This is a genomic window from Enterobacter cloacae complex sp., assembly GCF_900322725.1.
Classification (GTDB): Bacteria; Pseudomonadota; Gammaproteobacteria; order Enterobacterales; family Enterobacteriaceae; genus Enterobacter; species Enterobacter quasihormaechei.
The window spans coordinates 2,915,343-2,935,295 of sequence record NZ_LT991957.1; the positions used below are offsets into that span (position 1 = coordinate 2,915,343).

Annotated in this window: 19 protein-coding genes; 9 read left to right on the forward strand and 10 right to left on the reverse strand. The window is 55.8% G+C overall.

Features of this window, described 5'->3' with window-relative positions:
- The first annotated feature begins 54 nt into the window (after window positions 1-54).
- The 5 genes from ftsZ to mutT all read left to right on the forward strand — a co-directional run bounded on the left by ftsZ (window position 55) and on the right by mutT (window position 6,223).
- The gene (gene ftsZ, locus DBR02_RS14460) at window positions 55-1,206 is read left to right on the forward strand and encodes a cell division protein FtsZ (RefSeq protein WP_003856338.1); all 1,152 of its coding nucleotides are present in this window, start codon (window positions 55-57) and stop codon (window positions 1,204-1,206) included.
- A 101-nt stretch (window positions 1,207-1,307) separates the two neighbouring features.
- Window positions 1,308-2,225, forward strand: a complete 918-nt coding sequence (gene lpxC, locus DBR02_RS14465; protein WP_006810110.1) for a UDP-3-O-acyl-N-acetylglucosamine deacetylase — start codon at window positions 1,308-1,310, stop codon at window positions 2,223-2,225.
- 281 nt (window positions 2,226-2,506) lie between these two features.
- Entirely contained in the window at window positions 2,507-3,010 is a 504-nt protein-coding gene (secM, locus tag DBR02_RS14470; protein WP_107535652.1) for a secA translation cis-regulator SecM, read from the forward strand.
- 58 nt (window positions 3,011-3,068) lie between these two features.
- Window positions 3,069-5,774, forward strand: a complete 2,706-nt coding sequence (secA, locus tag DBR02_RS14475; protein ID WP_063450652.1) for a preprotein translocase subunit SecA — start codon at window positions 3,069-3,071, stop codon at window positions 5,772-5,774.
- 56 nt (window positions 5,775-5,830) lie between these two features.
- Entirely contained in the window at window positions 5,831-6,223 is a 393-nt protein-coding gene (mutT, locus tag DBR02_RS14480) for an 8-oxo-dGTP diphosphatase MutT (protein WP_063450651.1), read from the forward strand.
- Between the two features lie 34 nt (window positions 6,224-6,257).
- Here the strand turns inward: mutT and yacG are convergent, their stop codons facing one another.
- From yacG to coaE, 3 genes are read right to left on the reverse strand one after another with little or no spacing between them, the layout of a single operon-like run.
- Window positions 6,258-6,452 carry a DNA gyrase inhibitor YacG gene (gene yacG, locus DBR02_RS14485; protein WP_003856332.1) on the reverse strand — a complete coding sequence of 65 codons (195 nt, stop codon included), beginning with the start codon at window positions 6,450-6,452 and terminating at the stop codon, window positions 6,258-6,260.
- A gap of 9 nt (window positions 6,453-6,461) precedes the next feature.
- Entirely contained in the window at window positions 6,462-7,205 is a 744-nt protein-coding gene (zapD, locus tag DBR02_RS14490; protein WP_063450650.1) for a cell division protein ZapD, read from the reverse strand.
- Window positions 7,205-7,825 (reverse strand): dephospho-CoA kinase, encoded by a 621-nt coding sequence (gene coaE, locus DBR02_RS14495; protein ID WP_107534696.1) that lies wholly within the window; start codon window positions 7,823-7,825, stop codon window positions 7,205-7,207. Before coaE ends, zapD begins: the two co-directional genes overlap by 1 nt.
- A 228-nt stretch (window positions 7,826-8,053) precedes the next feature.
- Here coaE and DBR02_RS14500 point away from each other — a divergent pair, with 228 nt between their 5' ends.
- Window positions 8,054-9,097, forward strand: a complete 1,044-nt coding sequence (locus tag DBR02_RS14500; RefSeq protein ID WP_022647054.1) for a GMP reductase — start codon at window positions 8,054-8,056, stop codon at window positions 9,095-9,097.
- 33 nt (window positions 9,098-9,130) lie between these two features.
- Here the strand turns inward: DBR02_RS14500 and hofC are convergent, their stop codons facing one another.
- The 4 genes from hofC to nadC form a co-directional block, all read right to left on the reverse strand.
- Complete coding sequence (gene hofC, locus DBR02_RS14505) at window positions 9,131-10,315, reverse strand: protein transport protein HofC (RefSeq protein ID WP_107534697.1); 1,185 nt, start codon at window positions 10,313-10,315, stop codon at window positions 9,131-9,133.
- On the reverse strand, window positions 10,305-11,684 hold the full coding sequence (gene gspE, locus DBR02_RS14510) for a type II secretion system protein GspE (protein WP_107534698.1): 1,380 nt from the start codon (window positions 11,682-11,684) through the stop codon (window positions 10,305-10,307). The genes hofC and gspE overlap by 11 nt, the downstream gene beginning before the upstream one ends.
- Window positions 11,685-11,696: 12 nt before the next feature.
- A complete protein-coding gene (gene ppdD, locus DBR02_RS14515; protein ID WP_107534699.1) occupies window positions 11,697-12,134 on the reverse strand; it encodes a prepilin peptidase-dependent pilin in 438 nt (145 codons plus the stop codon).
- Between the two features lie 175 nt (window positions 12,135-12,309).
- A complete protein-coding gene (gene nadC / locus DBR02_RS14520) occupies window positions 12,310-13,203 on the reverse strand; it encodes a carboxylating nicotinate-nucleotide diphosphorylase (protein ID WP_107534700.1) in 894 nt (297 codons plus the stop codon).
- Between the two features lie 87 nt (window positions 13,204-13,290).
- On the opposite strand from nadC, the gene ampD reads away from it, so the two are divergent.
- Window positions 13,291-13,854, forward strand: a complete 564-nt coding sequence (gene ampD, locus DBR02_RS14525; RefSeq protein ID WP_107534701.1) for a 1,6-anhydro-N-acetylmuramyl-L-alanine amidase AmpD — start codon at window positions 13,291-13,293, stop codon at window positions 13,852-13,854.
- A complete protein-coding gene (gene ampE, locus DBR02_RS14530) occupies window positions 13,851-14,705 on the forward strand; it encodes a beta-lactamase regulator AmpE (protein ID WP_064910129.1) in 855 nt (284 codons plus the stop codon). Before ampD ends, ampE begins: the two co-directional genes overlap by 4 nt.
- 18 nt (window positions 14,706-14,723) lie before the next feature.
- On the opposite strand, the gene DBR02_RS14535 is transcribed toward ampE, so the two are convergent.
- The 3 genes from DBR02_RS14535 to aroP form a co-directional block, all read right to left on the reverse strand.
- Window positions 14,724-15,674, reverse strand: coding sequence for a glycoside hydrolase family 43 protein (locus DBR02_RS14535; protein ID WP_107534702.1), 951 nt, complete (start codon window positions 15,672-15,674; stop codon window positions 14,724-14,726).
- 10 nt (window positions 15,675-15,684) lie between these two features.
- On the reverse strand, window positions 15,685-17,082 hold the full coding sequence (locus DBR02_RS14540; RefSeq protein ID WP_107534703.1) for a glycoside-pentoside-hexuronide (GPH):cation symporter: 1,398 nt from the start codon (window positions 17,080-17,082) through the stop codon (window positions 15,685-15,687).
- Between the two features lie 164 nt (window positions 17,083-17,246).
- Window positions 17,247-18,617 (reverse strand): aromatic amino acid transporter AroP, encoded by a 1,371-nt coding sequence (gene aroP, locus DBR02_RS14545; RefSeq protein WP_063450640.1) that lies wholly within the window; start codon window positions 18,615-18,617, stop codon window positions 17,247-17,249.
- Between the two features lie 536 nt (window positions 18,618-19,153).
- Between aroP and pdhR the strand changes: the two genes are divergently transcribed.
- Complete coding sequence (gene pdhR, locus DBR02_RS14550) at window positions 19,154-19,918, forward strand: pyruvate dehydrogenase complex transcriptional repressor PdhR (RefSeq protein WP_006173806.1); 765 nt, start codon at window positions 19,154-19,156, stop codon at window positions 19,916-19,918.
- Window positions 19,919-19,953 lie beyond the last annotated feature (35 nt).

The following is a 19,953-nucleotide window of genomic DNA, read 5'->3' on the forward strand; positions in this document are numbered from 1 at the left end:
AAGAGACCGGAGAGAATTAGCGGTCTCGGGCGACAGGCACAACGGAGAGAAACTATGTTTGAACCAATGGAATTAACCAACGACGCGGTGATTAAAGTCATCGGCGTCGGTGGCGGCGGCGGTAACGCCGTAGAGCATATGGTGCGCGAGCGCATTGAAGGTGTTGAATTCTTCGCGGTGAACACCGATGCACAGGCACTGCGTAAAACGGCTGTTGGCCAGACCATTCAGATCGGTGGTGGCATCACCAAAGGTCTGGGAGCAGGGGCTAACCCGGAAGTGGGCCGTAACGCGGCTGAAGAAGATCGTGAAGCGCTGCGCGCTGCACTGGATGGTGCTGACATGGTCTTCATCGCAGCGGGTATGGGCGGCGGTACAGGTACCGGTGCAGCACCCGTTGTGGCGGAAGTCGCAAAAGATTTAGGTATTCTGACCGTTGCTGTCGTGACCAAGCCTTTCAACTTTGAAGGCAAGAAACGTATGGCTTTCGCGGAGCAGGGTATCACCGAGCTGTCCAAGCACGTGGACTCTCTGATTACCATCCCGAACGACAAGCTGCTGAAAGTGCTGGGGCGCGGTATTTCTCTGCTGGACGCCTTTGGCGCAGCAAACGACGTGCTGAAAGGCGCGGTTCAGGGTATCGCTGAACTGATTACCCGTCCTGGCCTGATGAACGTTGACTTTGCAGACGTTCGCACCGTGATGTCCGAAATGGGCTACGCGATGATGGGTTCTGGCGTGGCAAGCGGCGAAGACCGTGCGGAAGAAGCGGCTGAAATGGCGATCTCTTCTCCACTGCTGGAAGATATCGACCTGTCCGGTGCGCGCGGCGTGCTGGTCAACATCACCGCTGGCTTTGACCTGCGTCTGGATGAGTTCGAAACCGTGGGTAACACCATCCGTGCGTTCGCCTCTGACAACGCGACCGTGGTAATCGGTACGTCACTTGATCCGGAAATGAACGACGAGCTGCGTGTGACTGTTGTCGCCACCGGTATCGGTATGGACAAGCGTCCTGAGATCACCCTGGTAACCAACAAACAGACTCAGCAGCCGGTGATGGATCGTTACCAGCAGCACGGTATGGCGCCTCTGACTCAGGAGCAAAAACCGGCGGCGAAAGTGGTGAACGACCCGACACCACAAACGGCAAAAGAGCCAGATTATCTGGATATCCCGGCGTTCCTGCGTAAGCAAGCTGACTAAGAATTGGCTGGAATTTGGGGATTTGCGCTCTTTGTGCTAAACTGGCCCACCGTTAGTGATATACACTCTCGGTTGGATAGTTAATTTGGCGAGATTATACGATGATCAAACAAAGGACACTTAAACGTATCGTTCAGGCGACGGGTGTCGGTTTACATACCGGCAAGAAAGTCACACTGACGTTACGCCCTGCGCCGGCCAATACCGGGGTCATCTATCGTCGCACCGACTTGAATCCACCGGTAGATTTTCCGGCCGATGCCAAATCTGTGCGTGATACTATGCTCTGTACTTGTCTGGTGAACGAGCATGACGTGCGGATTTCTACCGTAGAGCACCTGAACGCCGCCCTGGCGGGTCTGGGTATCGACAACATTATTGTTGAAGTCGATGCGCCAGAAATCCCGATCATGGACGGGAGTGCTGCTCCGTTCGTTTATTTGCTGCTGGATGCCGGCATCGAAGAACTGAACTGCGCGAAGAAATTTGTTCGCATTAAAGAGACCGTTCGCGTCGAAGATGGCGACAAATGGGCTGAATTCAAACCGTACAATGGTTTCTCGTTGGACTTCACCATCGATTTTAACCACCCGGCGATTGATTCCAGCACCCAGCGCTACGCGATGAACTTCTCTGCGGATGCGTTTATGCGTCAGATCAGCCGAGCGCGTACTTTCGGCTTCATGCGTGATATCGAATATTTGCAGTCCCGCGGCCTGTGCTTGGGCGGCAGCTTCGATTGTGCCATCGTTGTTGACGATTATCGCGTACTGAACGAAGACGGCCTGCGTTTTGAAGATGAATTTGTTCGTCACAAAATGCTGGATGCGATCGGCGACCTCTTCATGTGTGGTCACAATATCATTGGTGCCTTTACCGCGTTTAAATCCGGTCATGCACTGAACAACAAACTGTTGCAGGCAGTCCTGGCAAAACAGGAAGCCTGGGAATATGTGACCTTCGAAGACGAAGCTGAACTGCCGCTGGCGTTCAAAGCACCGACTATGGTCCTGGCGTAACGGTTAAACCCGTTTCGTAAGAAAAGCGACTGGTTCACCTGGTACTCTCTCCGACCAGGGAAGCCAGTCGTTTTTATTTCTGCCTTTCTTTGATTTGCCCTTCTCACCCCTGGCGCGTGTCAGGTGCCGAATAACGGTGTGTTCGCTGCATTATTGACCGTTTTTACCTGCTGCAAGGTGTCATTCCTGCTGCCGTGTATTGGCTTTAGTGGTAATATCTGGGCGCTAAAAAAAGAATTACTGAATTCAGCCTGCACCGGCGGGCGAACGTGGTGGAGCAAGTGAGCGGAATACTGACGCGCTGGCGACAATTTGGCAGACGTTACTTCTGGCCGCATCTCTTATTAGGGATGGTCGCGGCGAGTCTCGGCTTGCCTGTGCTCAGCAACAGTGCAGACGCGGCAACGCCAGCACGTTCCACGACGACCAAACACGATCTCACCACGCGGGTTAACTTTACTAATCTCGCCTGGCTTGAAGCCAGCCGTCGTCCAAATTTCTCCGTTGATTACTGGCAGCAACACGCCATTCGCACGGTTATCCGCCATCTGTCGTTCGCGATGGCGCCGCAGACGATGCCCGTTGCTGAAGAAACGCTGCCGGTTCAGGCCCAGCATCTTGCCCTGCTCGATACGCTTAATGCGCTGCTGACGCAGGACAATCAGCCGCCTGTGGCCGTAAGCCTGACGGCACAAACCGATTTTGTTCCCCCTTCCTCTTTCTCTGTTTCGACATGGATTAGCCAGGTTCACGGCATCCGTGCCGGGCCTCTGCGCCTCAGCTAAATTAATCTTTTTCAATACCTTAATTTATCTGCCCGTCTGGGGCGTTTGAGAATTTATTATGCTAATCAAATTATTAACCAAAGTTTTTGGTAGTCGTAACGATCGTACCCTGCGCCGTATGCGCAAAGCTGTAAACGTCATCAACGGTATGGAACCGGCGATGGAGAAGCTCTCTGATGATGAGCTGAAGGCGAAAACTGCGGAGTTCCGCGCGCGCCTGGAAAAAGGCGAAACCTTAGAAAGCCTGATCCCGGAAGCCTTTGCCGTCGTTCGTGAGGCGAGTAAGCGTGTGTTTGGCATGCGTCACTTCGACGTACAGCTGCTGGGCGGCATGGTGCTCAACGAGCGCTGCATCGCGGAAATGCGTACCGGTGAAGGTAAAACCCTGACCGCTACGCTGCCGGCCTACCTGAACGCGCTGACCGGGAAAGGCGTTCACGTTGTTACCGTCAACGACTACCTGGCGCAGCGTGACGCCGAAAACAACCGTCCACTGTTCGAATTCCTCGGCATGACCGTCGGCATTAACATGTCCGGCCTGCCGGCACCCGCCAAGCGTGAAGCCTATAACGCGGATATTACTTACGGAACGAACAACGAATACGGCTTCGACTACCTGCGCGACAACATGGCGTTCAGCCCGGAAGAGCGCGTCCAGCGTAAGCTGCACTATGCGCTGGTGGATGAGGTTGACTCCATTCTGATCGATGAAGCGCGTACCCCGCTGATCATCTCCGGCCCGGCCGAAGACAGCTCCGAGATGTACCGTAAAGTCGACAAAATTATTCCACACCTGCTGCGTCAGGAGAAAGAAGACTCCGATACCTTCCAGGGTGAAGGTCACTTCTCCGTGGATGAAAAAGCGCGCCAGGTGAACCTGACCGAACGCGGTCTGGTGAAAATCGAAGAGCTGCTGGTGGCTGAAGGCATTATGGAAGAGGGCGAGTCCCTGTATTCCCCGAGCAACATCATGCTGATGCACCACGTGACCGCCGCACTGCGCGCGCACGCGCTGTTCACCCGCGACGTTGACTATATCGTGAAAGACGGTGAAGTCATCATCGTCGATGAACACACCGGTCGTACCATGCAGGGCCGTCGCTGGTCTGATGGCCTGCACCAGGCCGTGGAAGCGAAAGAAGGCGTGGACATTCAAAACGAAAACCAGACGCTGGCATCCATCACCTTCCAGAACTACTTCCGTCTGTACGAGAAGCTGGCGGGGATGACCGGTACCGCAGATACCGAAGCGTTTGAATTCAGCTCTATCTACAAGCTGGATACCGTGGTGGTGCCAACCAACCGTCCAATGATCCGTAAGGATATGCCGGACCTGGTATACATGACCGAAGCGGAAAAAATTCAGGCGATCATCGAAGATATTCGCGATCGCACTGCGAAGGGGCAGCCAGTACTGGTGGGGACCATCTCCATCGAGAAATCCGAAGTGGTGTCTAACGAGCTGACCAAAGCGGGCATTAAACACAACGTACTGAACGCTAAGTTCCACGCAAAAGAAGCGGATATCGTAGCTCAGGCGGGTTATCCGGCTGCCGTGACCATCGCCACCAACATGGCGGGTCGTGGTACCGATATTATGCTCGGCGGTAGCTGGCAGGCTGAAGTCGCAGAGCTGGAAAACCCAACGCCAGAGCAGATCGCGCAGATCAAAGCCGACTGGCAGGTGCGTCACGACGCGGTGCTGGCATCCGGTGGTCTGCACATCATTGGTACCGAGCGTCACGAATCTCGTCGTATCGATAACCAGCTGCGTGGCCGTGCGGGCCGTCAGGGTGATGCCGGTTCTTCCCGTTTCTACCTGTCTATGGAAGATGCGCTGATGCGTATTTTCGCCTCCGACCGCGTGTCCGGCATGATGCGTAAACTGGGCATGAAGCCTGGTGAAGCCATTGAGCACCCGTGGGTGACTAAAGCGATTGCCAACGCCCAGCGTAAAGTGGAAAGCCGCAACTTCGATATTCGTAAGCAGCTGCTGGAATATGATGACGTGGCCAACGACCAGCGTCGTGCAATCTACACCCAGCGTAACGAACTGCTGGACGTGTCTGACGTGAGCGAAACCATCAACAGCATTCGTGAAGATGTGTTCAAAGCCACTATCGACGCGCACATTCCGCCGCAGTCTCTGGAAGAGATGTGGGATATCGAAGGCTTGCAGGAACGTCTGAAAAATGATTTCGACCTCGAGCTGCCTATCAAAGAGTGGCTGGACAAAGAGCCTGAGCTGCACGAAGAGACGCTGCGCGAGCGTATCTACGAAACCGCGCTGGACGTCTACAAGCGTAAAGAAGAAGTGGTTGGCGCTGAGATGATGCGTCACTTCGAGAAAGGCGTTATGTTGCAGACGCTGGATTCCCTGTGGAAAGAGCACCTGGCGGCAATGGACTACCTGCGTCAGGGTATCCACCTGCGTGGTTATGCGCAGAAAGATCCGAAGCAGGAGTACAAGCGTGAATCCTTCGCCATGTTTGCTGCCATGCTGGAATCGCTGAAGTATGAAGTCATCAGCACCCTGAGCAAGGTTCAGGTGCGTATGCCGGAAGAGGTGGAAGCGATGGAGCAGCAGCGCCGTGAAGAAGCTGAGCGTCTGGCGCAGATGCAGCAGCTGAGCCACCAGACCGATGAAAGCGAAGCCGCAGCGGCAATCGCCGCGCAGACGGGCGATCGTAAGGTCGGTCGTAACGATCCGTGCCCATGCGGTTCCGGCAAAAAATACAAGGCGTGCCACGGCCGCCTGAGCTAAGACATAACCACTCGAAAAGGCGCAGACTTCTGCGCCTTTTTTATGGACGTGACACGATGAAAACACTGCAAATTGCTGTCGGGATCATTCGCAACCCGCAAAATCAGATCTTCATAACCCAACGCGCCGCCGATGCGCACATGGCGAACAAATGGGAATTTCCGGGCGGGAAAATTGAATCCGGTGAAACGCCGGAGCAGGCGCTGGTGCGCGAGCTTCAGGAAGAGGTCGGCATTACTCCGATTGGCGCAACGCTGTTTGATAAGCTGGAATACCAGTTTCCGGACAGGCACATCACGCTGTGGTTCTGGCTGGTGGAAAGCTGGGATGGGGAACCGTGGGGTAAAGAGGGGCAACCGGGTGGCTGGGTTACGCTTCACGCGAGTGATGCCGAAAAATTTCCTCCGGCAAATGCGCCCGTCATATCCCGGCTAACGGGCAACCTGTAGGCCTGCTAAGCGAAGCGCCAGCAGGCTTCAGAGCTTACTGCTGGTTCTCGCTCCAGTCATCGCTATCGGAGAGATCGCCTTCGCTGGGAATGCGTTTCTCTTCCGCCGCCCATTCGCCCAGGTCTATAAGCTGACAGCGCTTGCAGCAGAACGGGCGAAACGGACTCACTTCTCCCCAGACGACAGTTTTCCCACAGGTTGGGCAGTTTACGGTGGTTACGTCAGACATCGGCACTCCTTAACAACAGGCCAGTTCAAAATCGAGGCGTTCCGGCACGGTGCCATGTTCACTGTCCAGCGGCATGAAGCGGATCGCAAAACGGCTTTTATGCCCGGAAATTTGCGGGTAAAGCTGCTCGCCAAGAGCCAGATTCAGACGCAGAAGATCGGCGTCGTCGCCGTTGTCCTGATAGAAACCGTTGAGACTGGTTTGCTTGCGGAACGGGGCAGAGTTACGCACAAGATCGAGGATCAGCGATAACGTCTGATTCATCGGCTCCAGGCTGCCCAGCCAGCTGTTTACCTGACGATCGCGCTGCTCCTGCGGCATGTGCAACCACATATGCAGCGTTGGCAGGTCAAAGCTACAGCACCCGCCCGGTATGCTCAGGCGCTGGCGCACCAGCGCAATGAGACGGTCCTCTCGTAAAAACTGCCCAACGCGCGGCGCAGCCATCAGCGTAGTGCTGCTGTTTTTCAATTGCTGACGTAAGGCGTCAATTCGGCTTTGATCCACGCCCGGCACTTCGGCCCAGGCCTGCAATTTACGCTGCTGGCGCTCCAGCTCTTTCAACAGCTCCGTGCGGACATCGCCGCGTTCAATCACATCCAGCAGATCGCCCACGTTGCGGAAAAAATGCAGCGCGGTAGCGTGATCGTTGACGGGCAGATGTTGTGAAAGCTGTTGAATAAGGAATTCTATGCGTAGCCAGGTACGCATTTTTTCGTTAAGCGGGTGCTCAAAAAGGATATGAGTCGACATTATGGTTTTTCCTGTGCAACGGCCTGCGCGGCGAAGGTCAGATACTGCGCGTGCAGACGAGCAACATCCGATGCAATGGCATCTGGTGCGCCGTTATTATCAATAACATCATCCGCAACGGCGAGGCGCGCTTCGCGCGTGGCCTGTGCGGCAAGAATTTGTTCAGCATGCTCGCGTGAAACGTGGTCACGCGCCATGGTTCTCTGGATTTGCGTTTCGCGGAAAACGTCAATCACCAGCGTTCTGTCTGCTTTATTATGAAGCTGATTTTCAACCAGTAACGGGACCACCCACAACACATAGGGCGAACGGGCTGCGGCAATTTGACGCTGGGTTTCCTGGTGGATAATGGGGTGGAGCAGGGCATTAAGCCAGGCTTTTTCCACTGGATCGGAAAATATGCACTCGCGCAGCTGCCGACGATTCAGGGTGCCGTCAGCCTGTATAACACTGCGACCAAAATGCGCTTCGATGGCGTTTAAGGCGGGTGTATTGGGTTCTACCACCTGACGGGCAATGATGTCGGCGTCGATAATCGTGATGCCGAGACGAGCAAACGCCTGCGCAACGGTGCTTTTACCACTACCGATGCCGCCGGTTAATGCGACGATATACCCCATTAAATCGGATCCTGGGAATTATTCATTTTTAAAATCAGTTGCTTAAAATTCAAACTTATAACAGCCAATGTTTAGCTCTCTTTACCCGCTTTTTACCAGGTAAATTTATAGGATTGTAGCGTAAAAAAAGAGAATTTCGCAGTCTTGCGGAGCAGGTATTAGTGCGTATGATAGTGTCACTGGAGTTGTGCTTTTAATAAATTTGCCTCTAACCCCAGGAATCCGCACATGCGTATCGAAGAAGATCTGAAGTTAGGTTTTAAAGACGTTCTTATCCGCCCTAAACGCTCTACACTGAAAAGTCGCTCAGACGTTGAACTTGAACGTCAATTCACCTTTAAGCATTCCGGTCAGACGTGGTCTGGCGTGCCGATTATCGCGGCCAACATGGACACGGTCGGGACCTTCGAGATGGCGACCGCACTGGCGCAATTCGACATCCTTACTGCGGTACACAAACACTATAGCCCTGAGGAGTGGAATGCGTTTGTCGCCTCCGCCTCCGCTGACGTGGTGAAGCATGTGATGGTCTCGACCGGTACGTCTGATGCCGACTTCGAGAAAACCAAACAGATCCTGAACGCGAATCCTGCGCTGAATTTTGTCTGCATTGACGTGGCAAACGGGTATTCCGAGCATTTCGTCCAGTTCGTCAGCAAGGCGCGTGAAGCCTGGCCAACCAAAACCATCATCGCGGGCAACGTGGTGACCGGGGAAATGTGTGAAGAGCTGATCCTCTCCGGCGCCGACATTGTGAAAGTGGGCATTGGCCCGGGGTCCGTATGCACCACGCGCGTGAAAACCGGTGTGGGTTATCCGCAACTGTCTGCGGTCATTGAATGCGCTGACGCCGCGCACGGTCTGGGCGGCCAAATCATCAGCGACGGTGGCTGCACCATGCCGGGCGATGTCGCGAAAGCCTTTGGCGGCGGCGCAGACTTCGTGATGCTCGGCGGCATGCTGGCAGGCCACGAAGAGAGCGGCGGTACCGTAGTGGAAGAGAACGGCGAGAAATTCATGCTGTTCTACGGCATGAGCTCTGAATCTGCGATGACCCGTCACGTGGGTGGCGTAGCCAAATACCGTGCGGCGGAAGGCAAAACCGTTAAGCTGCCGCTGCGTGGCCCGGTCGAGAACACGGCGCGCGATATTCTCGGCGGTCTGCGCTCCGCCTGTACCTACGTTGGGGCTTCCCGCCTGAAAGAGCTGACTAAACGCACGACGTTTATCCGCGTTCAGGAGCAGGAAAACCGCGTATTTAATAGCCTCTGACGGCTACGGCTGGCGCGCGTCCGTGCGCCAGCGCTACCCCACGCTCATTGCATCCCCCAGATGAAAAATCGGCAGATACATTGCCACCACCAGCGTGCCGATAATCAGTCCCGTCACGACAAGTAACAGAGGCTCAAGCAGCGCCGCCAGATTGTCTGCCTGCTGAAATGTCTGCTCCGTATGGTGACGGGCCAGATTCATCAGCATTACATCAAGCGAACCCGATATTTCGCCTGTGCGAATGAGCTGAATACACAGTGGCGTGAAAACAGAGGCCTTCTGGAAGGAGGACCACACGGGCATGCCCTGTTCGATATCGCTGCGTATCGCGCGGAGTTTTTCCTGCCAGTAGCCACGCTCAACGATCTCCTCCGCGCTTTCCAGCCCTTGTAAAAAGGTAATGCCAGCCTGCTGGGTTAATGACAGCACGGTAAAAATTTGTCCCAGCTTTTGCCCGCGCGTCAGCGTGCCCATTACCGGTACATATAACAAGACATACTGCCAGTGCGGGTGCCGCCGCAGTTTACAGGCGATGATAGCCAATATGATGAGCAGGGCGACAAGGGTAAGAATATGCGTCTGAACAAAGGCCGCCAGCCCCATCACTGCCTGCGTGAGCAAAGGGAGCGGGGTGTTAAACGTTTTGTAGATTGCAGCAAACTCGGGCAACACCAGCGTGACCATGGCCAGCACCACGAAAACGGCCAGCGTCAGAATGATCGTTGGATAGCGCAGCGCTTTCTTCACCTTTGCACTGAGCTGCTGCTGGGATTTCTGCTGCTGCGCAAGCTGACGGCAGCACGCTTCGAGCTTTCCCGTCAGCTCACCCGTTTTCACCATTGAGACATACAGGGGGCTGAACACCTCTGGCCATTTCTTCATGGCCTCTGACAGGGCGCAACCTTCACTGAGGTCATCAGCAAGACTGTGCAGCAGCGCCTGCCACTGTTTCAGAGGATGCTGTTCCGCCAGCATTTGCAGGCTTTGGGACAGCGTGAGTCCGGCCTGTAACAGCGTGGCGAGCTGGCGAAAAATCTCGTAGCAGTGCTGCACCTGCCATCGGTGGCGTCTCTGGCAGCGCTTGAGCGCCAGCGGGTGCAGCTGTTTAAGCACCAGTGCGGTGAAAGCTGCGTCACGGTCGATGGCCCAGAGGGTGCCCGTTTGCACGTCCCCCTCGGGGGTAAGAGCACGCCAGCGCCAGAGCGAATTAGCAGCCATCGGGCATTCCCAGTACGCGCAACAGCTCTTCGAGCGTGGTCAGCCCTTGCTCCACGGCCATGCAGCCATGCTCAAACAAAGAGGCCATTCCCGCCTGTCGTGCGCTGGAGCCAATCACCTCCGTACTTGCTCCGCTGGCAATGGCCTGACGGAGCGCATCGTCGATGACCAGCACTTCAAAAATGGCTACGCGACCGTAAAAACCGTGATAGCAGCGATCGCAGCCGGTGGGTTGCCAGCGAGGAAGCGGACGGGGACACAGCGTGCGCGGCAGTTCGGCGTGGCGGCTGGTTTCCTGCCGGCAGTACGGACATAAACGGCGTACCAGCCGCTGGGCAATTACCATCGAGAGTGCCGAGGAGATCATCCAGCGTGCTACGCCCATCTGTTGCAGCCTGACCAGCGTTTCAGTCGTCGAGTTAGTATGAAGGGTGGACAGCACCAGATGCCCGGTTTGCGCGGCCTTAATCGCAATTTCTGCCGTTTCGCCGTCGCGAATTTCACCCACCATAATGATGTCAGGATCCTGCCTGAGCAGCGCGCGCAGCACGCTCTGAAAGGTCAGCCCCGCGCGCGGATTAATCTGCGTCTGGTTTAAGCCTGCAAGGGGAATTTCCACCGGATCTTCCACGCTGCAAATATTGACGTCAGGGGTATTCCGAGCCTGCAACGCGCTGTACAGCGTCACCGTTTTCCCGCTACCGGTCGGGCCGGTGACCAGAATTAAACCCTGAGGGCTGTTAAGCACTCCGGCAAAACGGGCCTGCTGGTCTGCGCTCATTCCCAGCTGTTCAAGCTCCAGAGCTTGCTGTACCTGATGAAGCAGGCGGAGCACGATTTTTTCTCCACCGCTACAGGGAAGGGTTGCGATACGAAAAGAGACGGGGACGCTTGCCAGCTCCACCGTAAACTGACCGTCCTGCGGCAGCCGACGCTCTGCAATATCCAGCTGGCCCAGCACCTTCAGGCGTGCGGCAAGCGTCGTCCCGAGGGCGGCAGGGATCGGCGGCTGCGGGTAGAGTACGCCGTCAATTCGCAACCGGATCTGGTAGCCGTTGTCCGTCGGTTCAATATGGATATCGGAGGCCCGCTGGTTTACTGCCTGCTGCAACGTTGTGTTGAGCACATCTGCGGCTGAGTTCGGCGCTATGCCCGGCAGATGGGATAATGAGACGGGCTGTAGCCGTTTTTCCATCCGCTCGGCCGTCCAGCACTCGATATCAATACGCTTCTGTGTGGCGAAGCGTAACGCCTCCATCAGCTCAGAGGCAGGGTTACCCACCACCGCAATGCTGATTGTGTCGGTGTCGCTTGCGAGCAGCAGTGCGTGATGGCGCTGACAGAGCGTCATAAGTTGTTCGGTATTCATTGCCCACTCCTGCTAGTTGTTGTCGAAGCGGAAAACATCTTCACAGGCTTGTCTGAGCGCACTGTCGGACGCAATTTTGCAGTCGCGCGTCCAGCCCTTCATACCGTTACCGTCGCTCCAGATCGGCGTCATCAGCACTTCGAGTCCGTTAAGACTTTCCTGCCCTGTTAACGATACGACCCCCTTCGCCACGCTCATCGCCGAAACGTAACGCGTGGTTGTCGGAGAGGGAATTCCATTGGTGCCTGCGTCGCAGCGATCCACACCCCCACGATCCAGGGCGCAAAGCTCAATGGCGGTACGGTAGGGAATGAACGTTTGCAGCATATCGGTGAGCGCCGCTTTTCGCAGGTAGTTCTGGTAGGCCGGGACGCCAATCGCGCTCAGGATGGCAATAATGCCAATGACGACCATTAGCTCAATCAGCGTAAATCCTTGTTGTCTGTTCATGTCTGCTCCTTACGTTAGGTGGCGCTACTCTGGCAGTGCCGGGACGCAGAAACGAGGGGCAAAAGCGTGAACGTGAAGGGGCTTTCAGGGAAATGATTCAGCGTTGCAGAGATGGACAGCGTAATTGCGAGCGGTTTCGTATTTCCCCCCTCCGGGCGGAGAGGGGGAGGGCAAATTATTTGAAGCGCATCGAGAGGTCGAGGGCGCGTACGTGCTTGGTCAGCGCGCCAACGGAGATGTAGTCGACGCCGGTTTCAGCAAATTCGCGGAGGGTGTCGAAGGTCACGTTGCCGGACACCTCCAGCTGCGCCTGGCCGTTTGTGCGTTTGACCGCTTCACGCATCTGCTCCGTGTCGAAGTTATCGAGCATGATGATGTCAGCCCCCGCCTTGATGGCCTCGTCCAGCTCGTCCAGATTTTCCACTTCTACTTCGACCGGCACATCCGGATGCAGCCAGAAGGCTTTTTCTACTGCCTTGCGCACCGAGCCGGAGGCAATAATGTGGTTCTCTTTGATCAGGAAGGCGTCGGATAAGCCCAGACGATGGTTTGCGCCGCCGCCGCAGAGCACGGCGTATTTCAGCGCGGTGCGCAGGCCAGGCAGGGTTTTACGGGTGTCCAGCAGCTGCGTGCGGGTCCCTTCCAGCAGGTCAACGTAGCGGCGCACTTCGCTGGCGACGCCTGAGAGCGTTTGCACAAAGTTGAGCGCGGTGCGTTCGCCGGTCAGCAAGACGCGGGACGGACCGTCCAGCTCGAAAAGGGGCTGATTCGCACTGACCGCATCACCGTCGTCAACGTGCCATGTTACCTGCACCTCGTCGCCCGCCAGCTGGGTAAAGACCTCCTCAACCCAGCGTTTGCCGCAAAATACGCCGTCTTCGCGGGTGATGATGACCGCGTGCGAGCGCGTCTCTTTTGGCAACAATTGGGCGGTAATATCGTTATCGGCGCTGACGTCGCCGCCCAAGTCTTCTTTCAGAGCATGGGCAACGCTTGTCGGAATATCACTATTAATACGTTCCAGAAGCGCGTCACGTCGGTGGTCGGGGTTATAGCGGCGAGGCGGCATGATAAAACTCCAAATTGGTAACGAATCATAATATTGAAACATGCTACTCTGAACCGAGTAACAGCACCATAGATAAGGAGTTCCAGCATGTTGTTAGAAAACGGATGGCTGGTAGACGCGCGACATGTACCGTCGCCGCACCACGATTGCCGCCCGGAGGATGAAAAACCCACACTGCTGGTGGTTCATAATATTAGTCTCCCGCCGGGTGAATTTGGCGGTCCATGGATCGACGCGTTATTCACTGGAACGATAGATCCCGATGCCCACCCTTTCTTTGCTGAGATTGCACACCTGCGCGTATCGGCGCACTGCCTGATCCGTCGTGACGGCGAAGTGGTTCAGTATGTTCCCTTTGATAAGCGAGCCTGGCATGCGGGCGTGTCAATGTACAAAGGACGCGAGCGCTGCAACGATTTTTCCATTGGTATTGAGCTGGAAGGCACCGACACCACGCCTTATACCGATGCGCAATATCAGAAACTGGTTGCTGTGACGAAAACGTTAGTCGGGCTTTATCCCGCCATTGCAGACAATATTACGGGGCACAGCGACATCGCCCCCGAAAGAAAAACTGACCCCGGCCCGGCGTTTGACTGGCCCCGGTTTCACGCCATGCTTACCACGTCGTCAGATAAGGAGATAACATGACGTTGTTTACCATGCTGCTGGTTATGATCGCCGAACGCCTGTTTAAGCTCGGCGAGCACTGGCATCTGGATCACCGGCTGGAAGTGTTATTCCGCCGCATCAGGCATTTTTCCATGCTACGCACGCTGCTGATGACGGCCGGTGTGATGGTCATTACATTCCTGCTGCTGCGCGCGCTTTACGGCCTCTTTTTCAACGTGCCGCTGCTGGTGGTGTGGATCCTGCTGGGCGTGCTGTGCATCGGCGCGGGCAAGGTGCGTATGCACTATCATGCCTACCTGAAAGCCGCCTCACGGGACGATGCCCACGCGCGCGGCGCGATGGCAAGCGAGCTGACGATGATCCACGGCGTGCCGCCGGACTGCGATGAACGTGAGTTCCTGCGCGAGCTGCAAAACGCGCTGCTGTGGATCAACTTCCGTTATTACCTGGCGCCGCTGTTCTGGTTTGTGGTGGGCGGCCCGTGGGGGCCGGTTCTGCTGATGGGCTATGCGTTCCTGCGCGCCTGGCAGACCTGGCTTGCCCGTTATCTGACCCCGCATGAGCGTTTGCTTTCCGGTATTGATGCCATTCTGCACGTGCTCGACTGGATCCCGGTGCGTCTGGTGGGCGTGGTCTATGCCCTTATCGGTCACGGCGAAAAAGCGCTGCCCGCGTGGTTTGCCTCCCTTGCGGACCGCCATACGTCGCAGTATCAGGTGTTAACGCGCCTGGCGCAGTTCTCGCTGGCGCGTGAGCCGCACGCGGACAAAGTCGAAACGCCAAAAGCAGCCGTCTCGATGGCGAAGAAAACGTCGTTTGTGGTGGTGGTGGTGGTGGCGCTGCTGACGATTTACGGCACGCTGGTTTAAGCCAGCGCGCCGAAGCCGTTACAGCGTATCCGCAGGCGGGATGCCGAAATCAGGCATCCCGTTTTCGTCCCAGCGGACGCGCTTCAGGCGAGTGTGGCGATTGGGATCGTACAGCGGATCGCCTTCAATTTCAGTGTAGTTTCGCGCGTGGTAGACCAGCACATCGTCGCCCTCAGGGGTCTGCGTAAAGCTGTTATGGCCTGGCCCATACTGCCGGTTTTCATAGCTGGTGACGAACACCGGGCGCGGGGATTTCTGCCAGTTAGCCGGGTTTTGCAGATCGGCGTTCACGTCTATCCACAGTAATCCCATGCAGTAGTTCTCGTCGGTGGCGCTGGCGGAGTAGCTGATGAACAGCTTATCGCCGTGGAACAGCACTGCCGGGCCTTCGTTAACCCAGAACCCGCGGCACTCCCAGTCATATTCCGGCTTGCTGAGCATCACCGGTTCGCCCTTCAGCGTCCACGGATTTTCCATTTCACACAGGTAAAGATTGGAGTTACCGGAAATATCCGGGTCTTTTTGCGCCCACAGGTACCAGCGTTTGCCCTGATGAACAAAGGTGGTGGCGTCCAGCGCGAAGGTGTCGAAAGGCGTTTTGATTTGCCCTTTTTCCACCCACGACCCGGTAAGCGGATCGCCGTCGGCGCACGCCAGCGCAAACATGCGGTGCTGGAACATCCCCAGCTTGTCGAGCGCCTGCGTATGCGTGGCGGCAAAATAGATGTACCACTTGTTGTCAATGTGGTGCAGTTCGGGTGCCCAGATCAGCTGGCTCATCGGGCCGGCGTCAGGCTTGCGCCAGACCACCACCTCTTCGGCATTGCGTAAACCTTCCAGCGAGTCCGCGCGGCGGATCGCCAGCCTATCGTACTCCGGCACGGAGGCGATAAAGTAATATTGCCCGTCGTGGCGCAGGATGTACGGGTCGGCGCGTTGTTCAATAAACGGGTTTGGCCAGGTTTGCATTCGGCTTTCCTTATTTAGTCTCAGCGGCGCTGATTTCCTGATACTCGTTCAGCTCGCGATAGTTAATGCGGCGCTTCTCCAGGTCTTCCTGGATCCGCTTCATCGTCTCCCGGTCAACTTTCAGCAGACGCACCACGCCAGCGGTTATGAGATACCCGACGCCCGGAATGACGGTAAAGAGCAGCACGATGCCGTTGATGGCATCCGCGCTCTGCGCTTTCGCCCCCGCGTCGTAACCGTACCAGGAGAGCAGGAAGCCCACCATCGCCCCGGCAATCGCCAGGCCCAGCTTGAGGAAGAAGATGTTGCCGGAGAAGCTGATCCCGGTGATGCGCTTCCCGGTTTTCCATTCGCCGTAGTCGTCCACGTCGGCCATCAGGGACCAGTGCAGCGGGGAGGGGATCTGGTGCAGGATGTTGAGCAGGACGTAGAGCACCACGATGGTGACGGTGGCTTTCGGGTCGAAGAAGTAGAAGGCGCAGGAGAAGATCGCCAGCGCGATGTTGGTCCAGAAGAAGACTTTAAGCTTACACCAGCGGTCGGTCAGCACTTTCGCCAGCATGCTGCCAAACATCATGCCGACAACGCCCAGGCTGATAAACAGCGTGGCAAAATGGGTGCTTTGACCCATTACCCAGGTAACGTAATACATGGTTGCCGCCATGCGGATAAAGCCCGGGCAGACGTTGCACAGCGTCAGCAGCAGAATACGCACCCACTGGTCGTTCTTCCACACGTCCTTCAGATCATTTTTCAGCTCGTCATGGGTTTGCACCGCCGGACGTACGCGCTCGCGCACGGTGGCGAAGCAGAACAGGAACATGCAGGTACCCACCAGCGCCAGCACGGTCATCGCCATCTGGTAGCCTTTGGCTTTGTTATCCCCGCCGAACCAGTCGGCCATCGGCAGCAGCGTTAAGGAGAGCAGCAGCGTGGCGATACCGACCATCACAAAACGATAGGACTGGCAGGCAACGCGCTCTTTCGGGTCGTTGGTGATCACGCCCCCGAGCGAGCAGTACGGGATGTTGATGGCGGTATAGGTCAGCGACAGCAGGAAATAGGTGACGAACGCATAGATAACCTTGCTGTTATAGCTCCAGTCTGGCGTGGTAAACATCAGGATGCTGAACAGCGCATAGGGGAAGGCAACCCACAGCAGCCATGGACGAAACCGGCCATATTTGCTGCGGGTACGGTCGGCAATCGCCCCCATGATCGGGTCCGTTACGGCATCGATGACGCGTACAGAAAGCAGCAAAACGCCAACCAGCGCAGGCGCAAGACCAAAAATATCCGTATAAAAATAGTTAACAAATAACATGATGGCGCCAAAGATAATGTTGCATCCGGCGTCACCCATGCCATAGCCGATCTTTTCTTTTACTGACAGTTTGTTGTTATCCATCGACAGCTCTCCGGGTTTCGGTATGGAGAGAATTATTCGCTGGCAAACGAATATATGCGTTGCAGTATAAGGGCGGTGATATGGATGATTTTGCTGTTGGCGTGAATTTGTGAGGAAGGTAACAAGACGCTGCGCCCGGCAGGACGGGCGCAGCGAGAAAACACTTAGTGCGCTTTCACCGTTTTGGCATTTTTCTGCTTCACCAGATAGCCCACGCCGAGGATCGCAATCCAGACCGGGATCAGGTAAACGGAGATTGCCATGCCGGGGGTGATGAGCATGATAACCAGCACGGCCGCCATGAACACCAGGCAAACCCAGTTCCCCAGCGGATAGAGCAGGGCAGGGAAGCGAGTGGTGACGCCCTGCTGCTGCTTGGCGCGGCGGAACTTGATGTGCGCGAGGCTAATCATCGCCCAGTTGATCACCAGCGCGGAAACCACCAGCGCCATCAGCAGGCCGAAGGCCGATTCCGGGGCCAGGTAGTTAATCAGCACGCACAGCGCCGTCACGACCGCCGACACGATAATGGTGTTAACCGGTACGCCACGTTTATCAACGGTAAGCAGCGCTTTCGGCGCGTTGCCCTGCTGTGCCAGGCCGAACAGCATACGGCTGTTGCAGTAAACGCAGCTGTTATAAACAGAGAGCGCGGCGGTCAGCACCACGACGTTAAGCGCGTTCGCTACGAAGGTGTCGCCCAGCTCGTGGAAGATCAGCACGAACGGGCTGGTATCCGCCGTGACGCGCGTCCATGGCAGCAGGGAGAGCAGTACCGCCAGGGAGCCCACATAGAAGATCAGAATACGGTAGATCACCTGGTTAGTCGCTTTCGGGATGCTCTGCTCCGGGTTGTCGGCTTCCGCAGCGGTGATGCCCACCAGCTCAAGACCGCCGAAGGAGAACATAATGATCGCCATCATCATCACCAGGCCGGTCATGCCGTGCGGCAGGAAGCCACCCTGTTCCCAGAGGTTGCGTACGGTGGCCTGCGGGCCGCCGTTGCCGCTGAAGAGCAGCCAGCCGCCGAAGATGATCATCGCCACCACGGCAATGACTTTGATAATCGCAAACCAGAACTCCATCTCGCCGAACACTTTTACGTTGGTCAGGTTAATGGCGTTGATGATAACGAAGAAGGCCGCGGCTGACGCCCAGGTGGGGATCTCCGGATACCAGAACTGAATGTACTTCCCGACCGCGGTTAGCTCGGCCATGGCAACCAGAACGTACAGAACCCAGTAGTTCCAGCCGGAGGCGAAGCCCGCAAAGCTACCCCAGTATTTGTAGGCAAAGTGGCTGAACGAGCCTGCGACCGGCTCCTCAACGACCATTTCACCCAGCTGGCGCATAATCAGAAAAGCAATGAAACCCGCAATCGCGTAACCCAAAATAATGCCTGGACCGGCAGACTGGATTACGGATGCGCTGCCCAGAAACAGGCCAGTACCAATAGCACCGCCCAGGGCGATGAGCTGAATATGGCGGTTTTTAAGGCCGCGCTTTAGCTGATCGCCATGCTGTTGAGCTTCCATTTGAAACCTCGTGTGTGGTTGTTATGTTCACGCTGTGCGTGTGTAATTATGAAAGTCCATATTCTGTATTTATTTCTTTACGGTTAACGATACCGAAAAAAGCGGAGATGGCTTCCGTTAGCGCCAGAATAGTGGTAAGCGCAGCCGAATGCACCTGCTTTATGAAGGGATGAAGACGACTTGAATAAAAAGAAACCAATTGTAAATCGGTACGTTAACCCCTCATACCCAACCTATAGAATAGAAATGCGTCAAAAGCGGGCGAATTTTCATATTTTGCCCTGTTGAATCGCTTCAGATTGCAATAACCCTCGTTTAATTATGGTTAAAACTGCCTCTTTGGGAGTAACCATTTCATTTGTGCAAAGTTACATTCCTGAAACGTTAGTTCTGTAAGGTTGTTAAAATCTGCCGGGTTTACTGATTTCAATCAAAACCAATATGGACAGAAGGTGAATACTTTGTTACTTTAGCGATACGAACATGAAATTGGTAAGACCAATTGACTCCGGGCAAAAAGGCGTAAGACAGGGAATATGGCCTACAGCAAAATTCGCCAACCAAAACTTTCCGATGTGATTGAGCAGCAGCTGGAGTTTTTAATTCTCGAAGGGACACTGCGCCCGGGCGAGAAGCTCCCGCCAGAACGCGAGCTGGCCAAACAGTTCGACGTTTCACGTCCCTCTCTGCGTGAGGCGATTCAACGTCTCGAAGCAAAGGGTCTGTTGCTCCGTCGCCAGGGTGGCGGAACATTTGTGCAAAACAGCCTGTGGCAGAGCTTCAGCGATCCGCTGGTCGAACTTCTCTCTGACCACCCAGAATCCCAGTTTGATCTGCTTGAGACCCGTCACGCGCTGGAAGGTATTGCGGCCTATTACGCCGCCCTTCGCAGCACTGATGAAGATCGCGTGCGTATTCGCGAGCTGCATCAGGCCATTGAACGGGCACAGCAGTCCGGCGATTTAGACGCCGAGTCCAGCGCCGTCGTCCAGTATCAAATTGCCGTCACCGAAGCAGCACACAACGTGGTGCTCCTCCATCTGCTACGCTGCATGGAGCCGATGCTGGCCCAGAACGTTCGTCAGAATTTTGAATTGTTGTATGCCCGTCGGGAGATGCTCCCGCTGGTAAGCAACCATCGCACCCGAGTATTCGAGGCGATAATGGCCGGGGAACCGGAGCAGGCGCGTGAAGCGTCGCACCGCCATCTGGCTTTCATTGAGGAAATCTTGCTGGATCGCAGCCGTGAACAATCGCGTCGCGAACGTTCATTACGCCGCATACAGCAACGAAAGGATTAAGCGCCAGGTACTTTTAGAGCGCGGCAACTAAACGC

Excerpts from the sequence above, each read along its gene's own strand:
- ftsZ (WP_003856338.1), top strand. The coding sequence starts at position 55 with ATGTTTGAACCAATGGAATTAACCAACGACGCGGTGATTAAAGTCATC.
- lpxC (WP_006810110.1), top strand. The coding sequence starts at position 1,308 with ATGATCAAACAAAGGACACTTAAACGTATCGTTCAGGCGACGGGTGTC.
- secA (WP_063450652.1), top strand. The coding sequence starts at position 3,069 with ATGCTAATCAAATTATTAACCAAAGTTTTTGGTAGTCGTAACGATCGT.
- mutT (WP_063450651.1), top strand. The coding sequence starts at position 5,831 with ATGAAAACACTGCAAATTGCTGTCGGGATCATTCGCAACCCGCAAAAT.
- yacG (WP_003856332.1), bottom strand. The coding sequence starts at position 6,452 with ATGTCTGACGTAACCACCGTAAACTGCCCAACCTGTGGGAAAACTGTC.
- zapD (WP_063450650.1), bottom strand. The coding sequence starts at position 7,205 with ATGTCGACTCATATCCTTTTTGAGCACCCGCTTAACGAAAAAATGCGT.
- coaE (WP_107534696.1), bottom strand. The coding sequence starts at position 7,825 with ATGGGGTATATCGTCGCATTAACCGGCGGCATCGGTAGTGGTAAAAGC.
- DBR02_RS14500 (WP_022647054.1), top strand. The coding sequence starts at position 8,054 with ATGCGTATCGAAGAAGATCTGAAGTTAGGTTTTAAAGACGTTCTTATC.
- hofC (WP_107534697.1), bottom strand. The coding sequence starts at position 10,315 with ATGGCTGCTAATTCGCTCTGGCGCTGGCGTGCTCTTACCCCCGAGGGG.
- gspE (WP_107534698.1), bottom strand. The coding sequence starts at position 11,684 with ATGAATACCGAACAACTTATGACGCTCTGTCAGCGCCATCACGCACTG.
- ppdD (WP_107534699.1), bottom strand. The coding sequence starts at position 12,134 with ATGAACAGACAACAAGGATTTACGCTGATTGAGCTAATGGTCGTCATT.
- nadC (WP_107534700.1), bottom strand. The coding sequence starts at position 13,203 with ATGCCGCCTCGCCGCTATAACCCCGACCACCGACGTGACGCGCTTCTG.
- ampD (WP_107534701.1), top strand. The coding sequence starts at position 13,291 with ATGTTGTTAGAAAACGGATGGCTGGTAGACGCGCGACATGTACCGTCG.
- ampE (WP_064910129.1), top strand. The coding sequence starts at position 13,851 with ATGACGTTGTTTACCATGCTGCTGGTTATGATCGCCGAACGCCTGTTT.
- DBR02_RS14535 (WP_107534702.1), bottom strand. The coding sequence starts at position 15,674 with ATGCAAACCTGGCCAAACCCGTTTATTGAACAACGCGCCGACCCGTAC.
- DBR02_RS14540 (WP_107534703.1), bottom strand. The coding sequence starts at position 17,082 with ATGGATAACAACAAACTGTCAGTAAAAGAAAAGATCGGCTATGGCATG.
- aroP (WP_063450640.1), bottom strand. The coding sequence starts at position 18,617 with ATGGAAGCTCAACAGCATGGCGATCAGCTAAAGCGCGGCCTTAAAAAC.
- pdhR (WP_006173806.1), top strand. The coding sequence starts at position 19,154 with ATGGCCTACAGCAAAATTCGCCAACCAAAACTTTCCGATGTGATTGAG.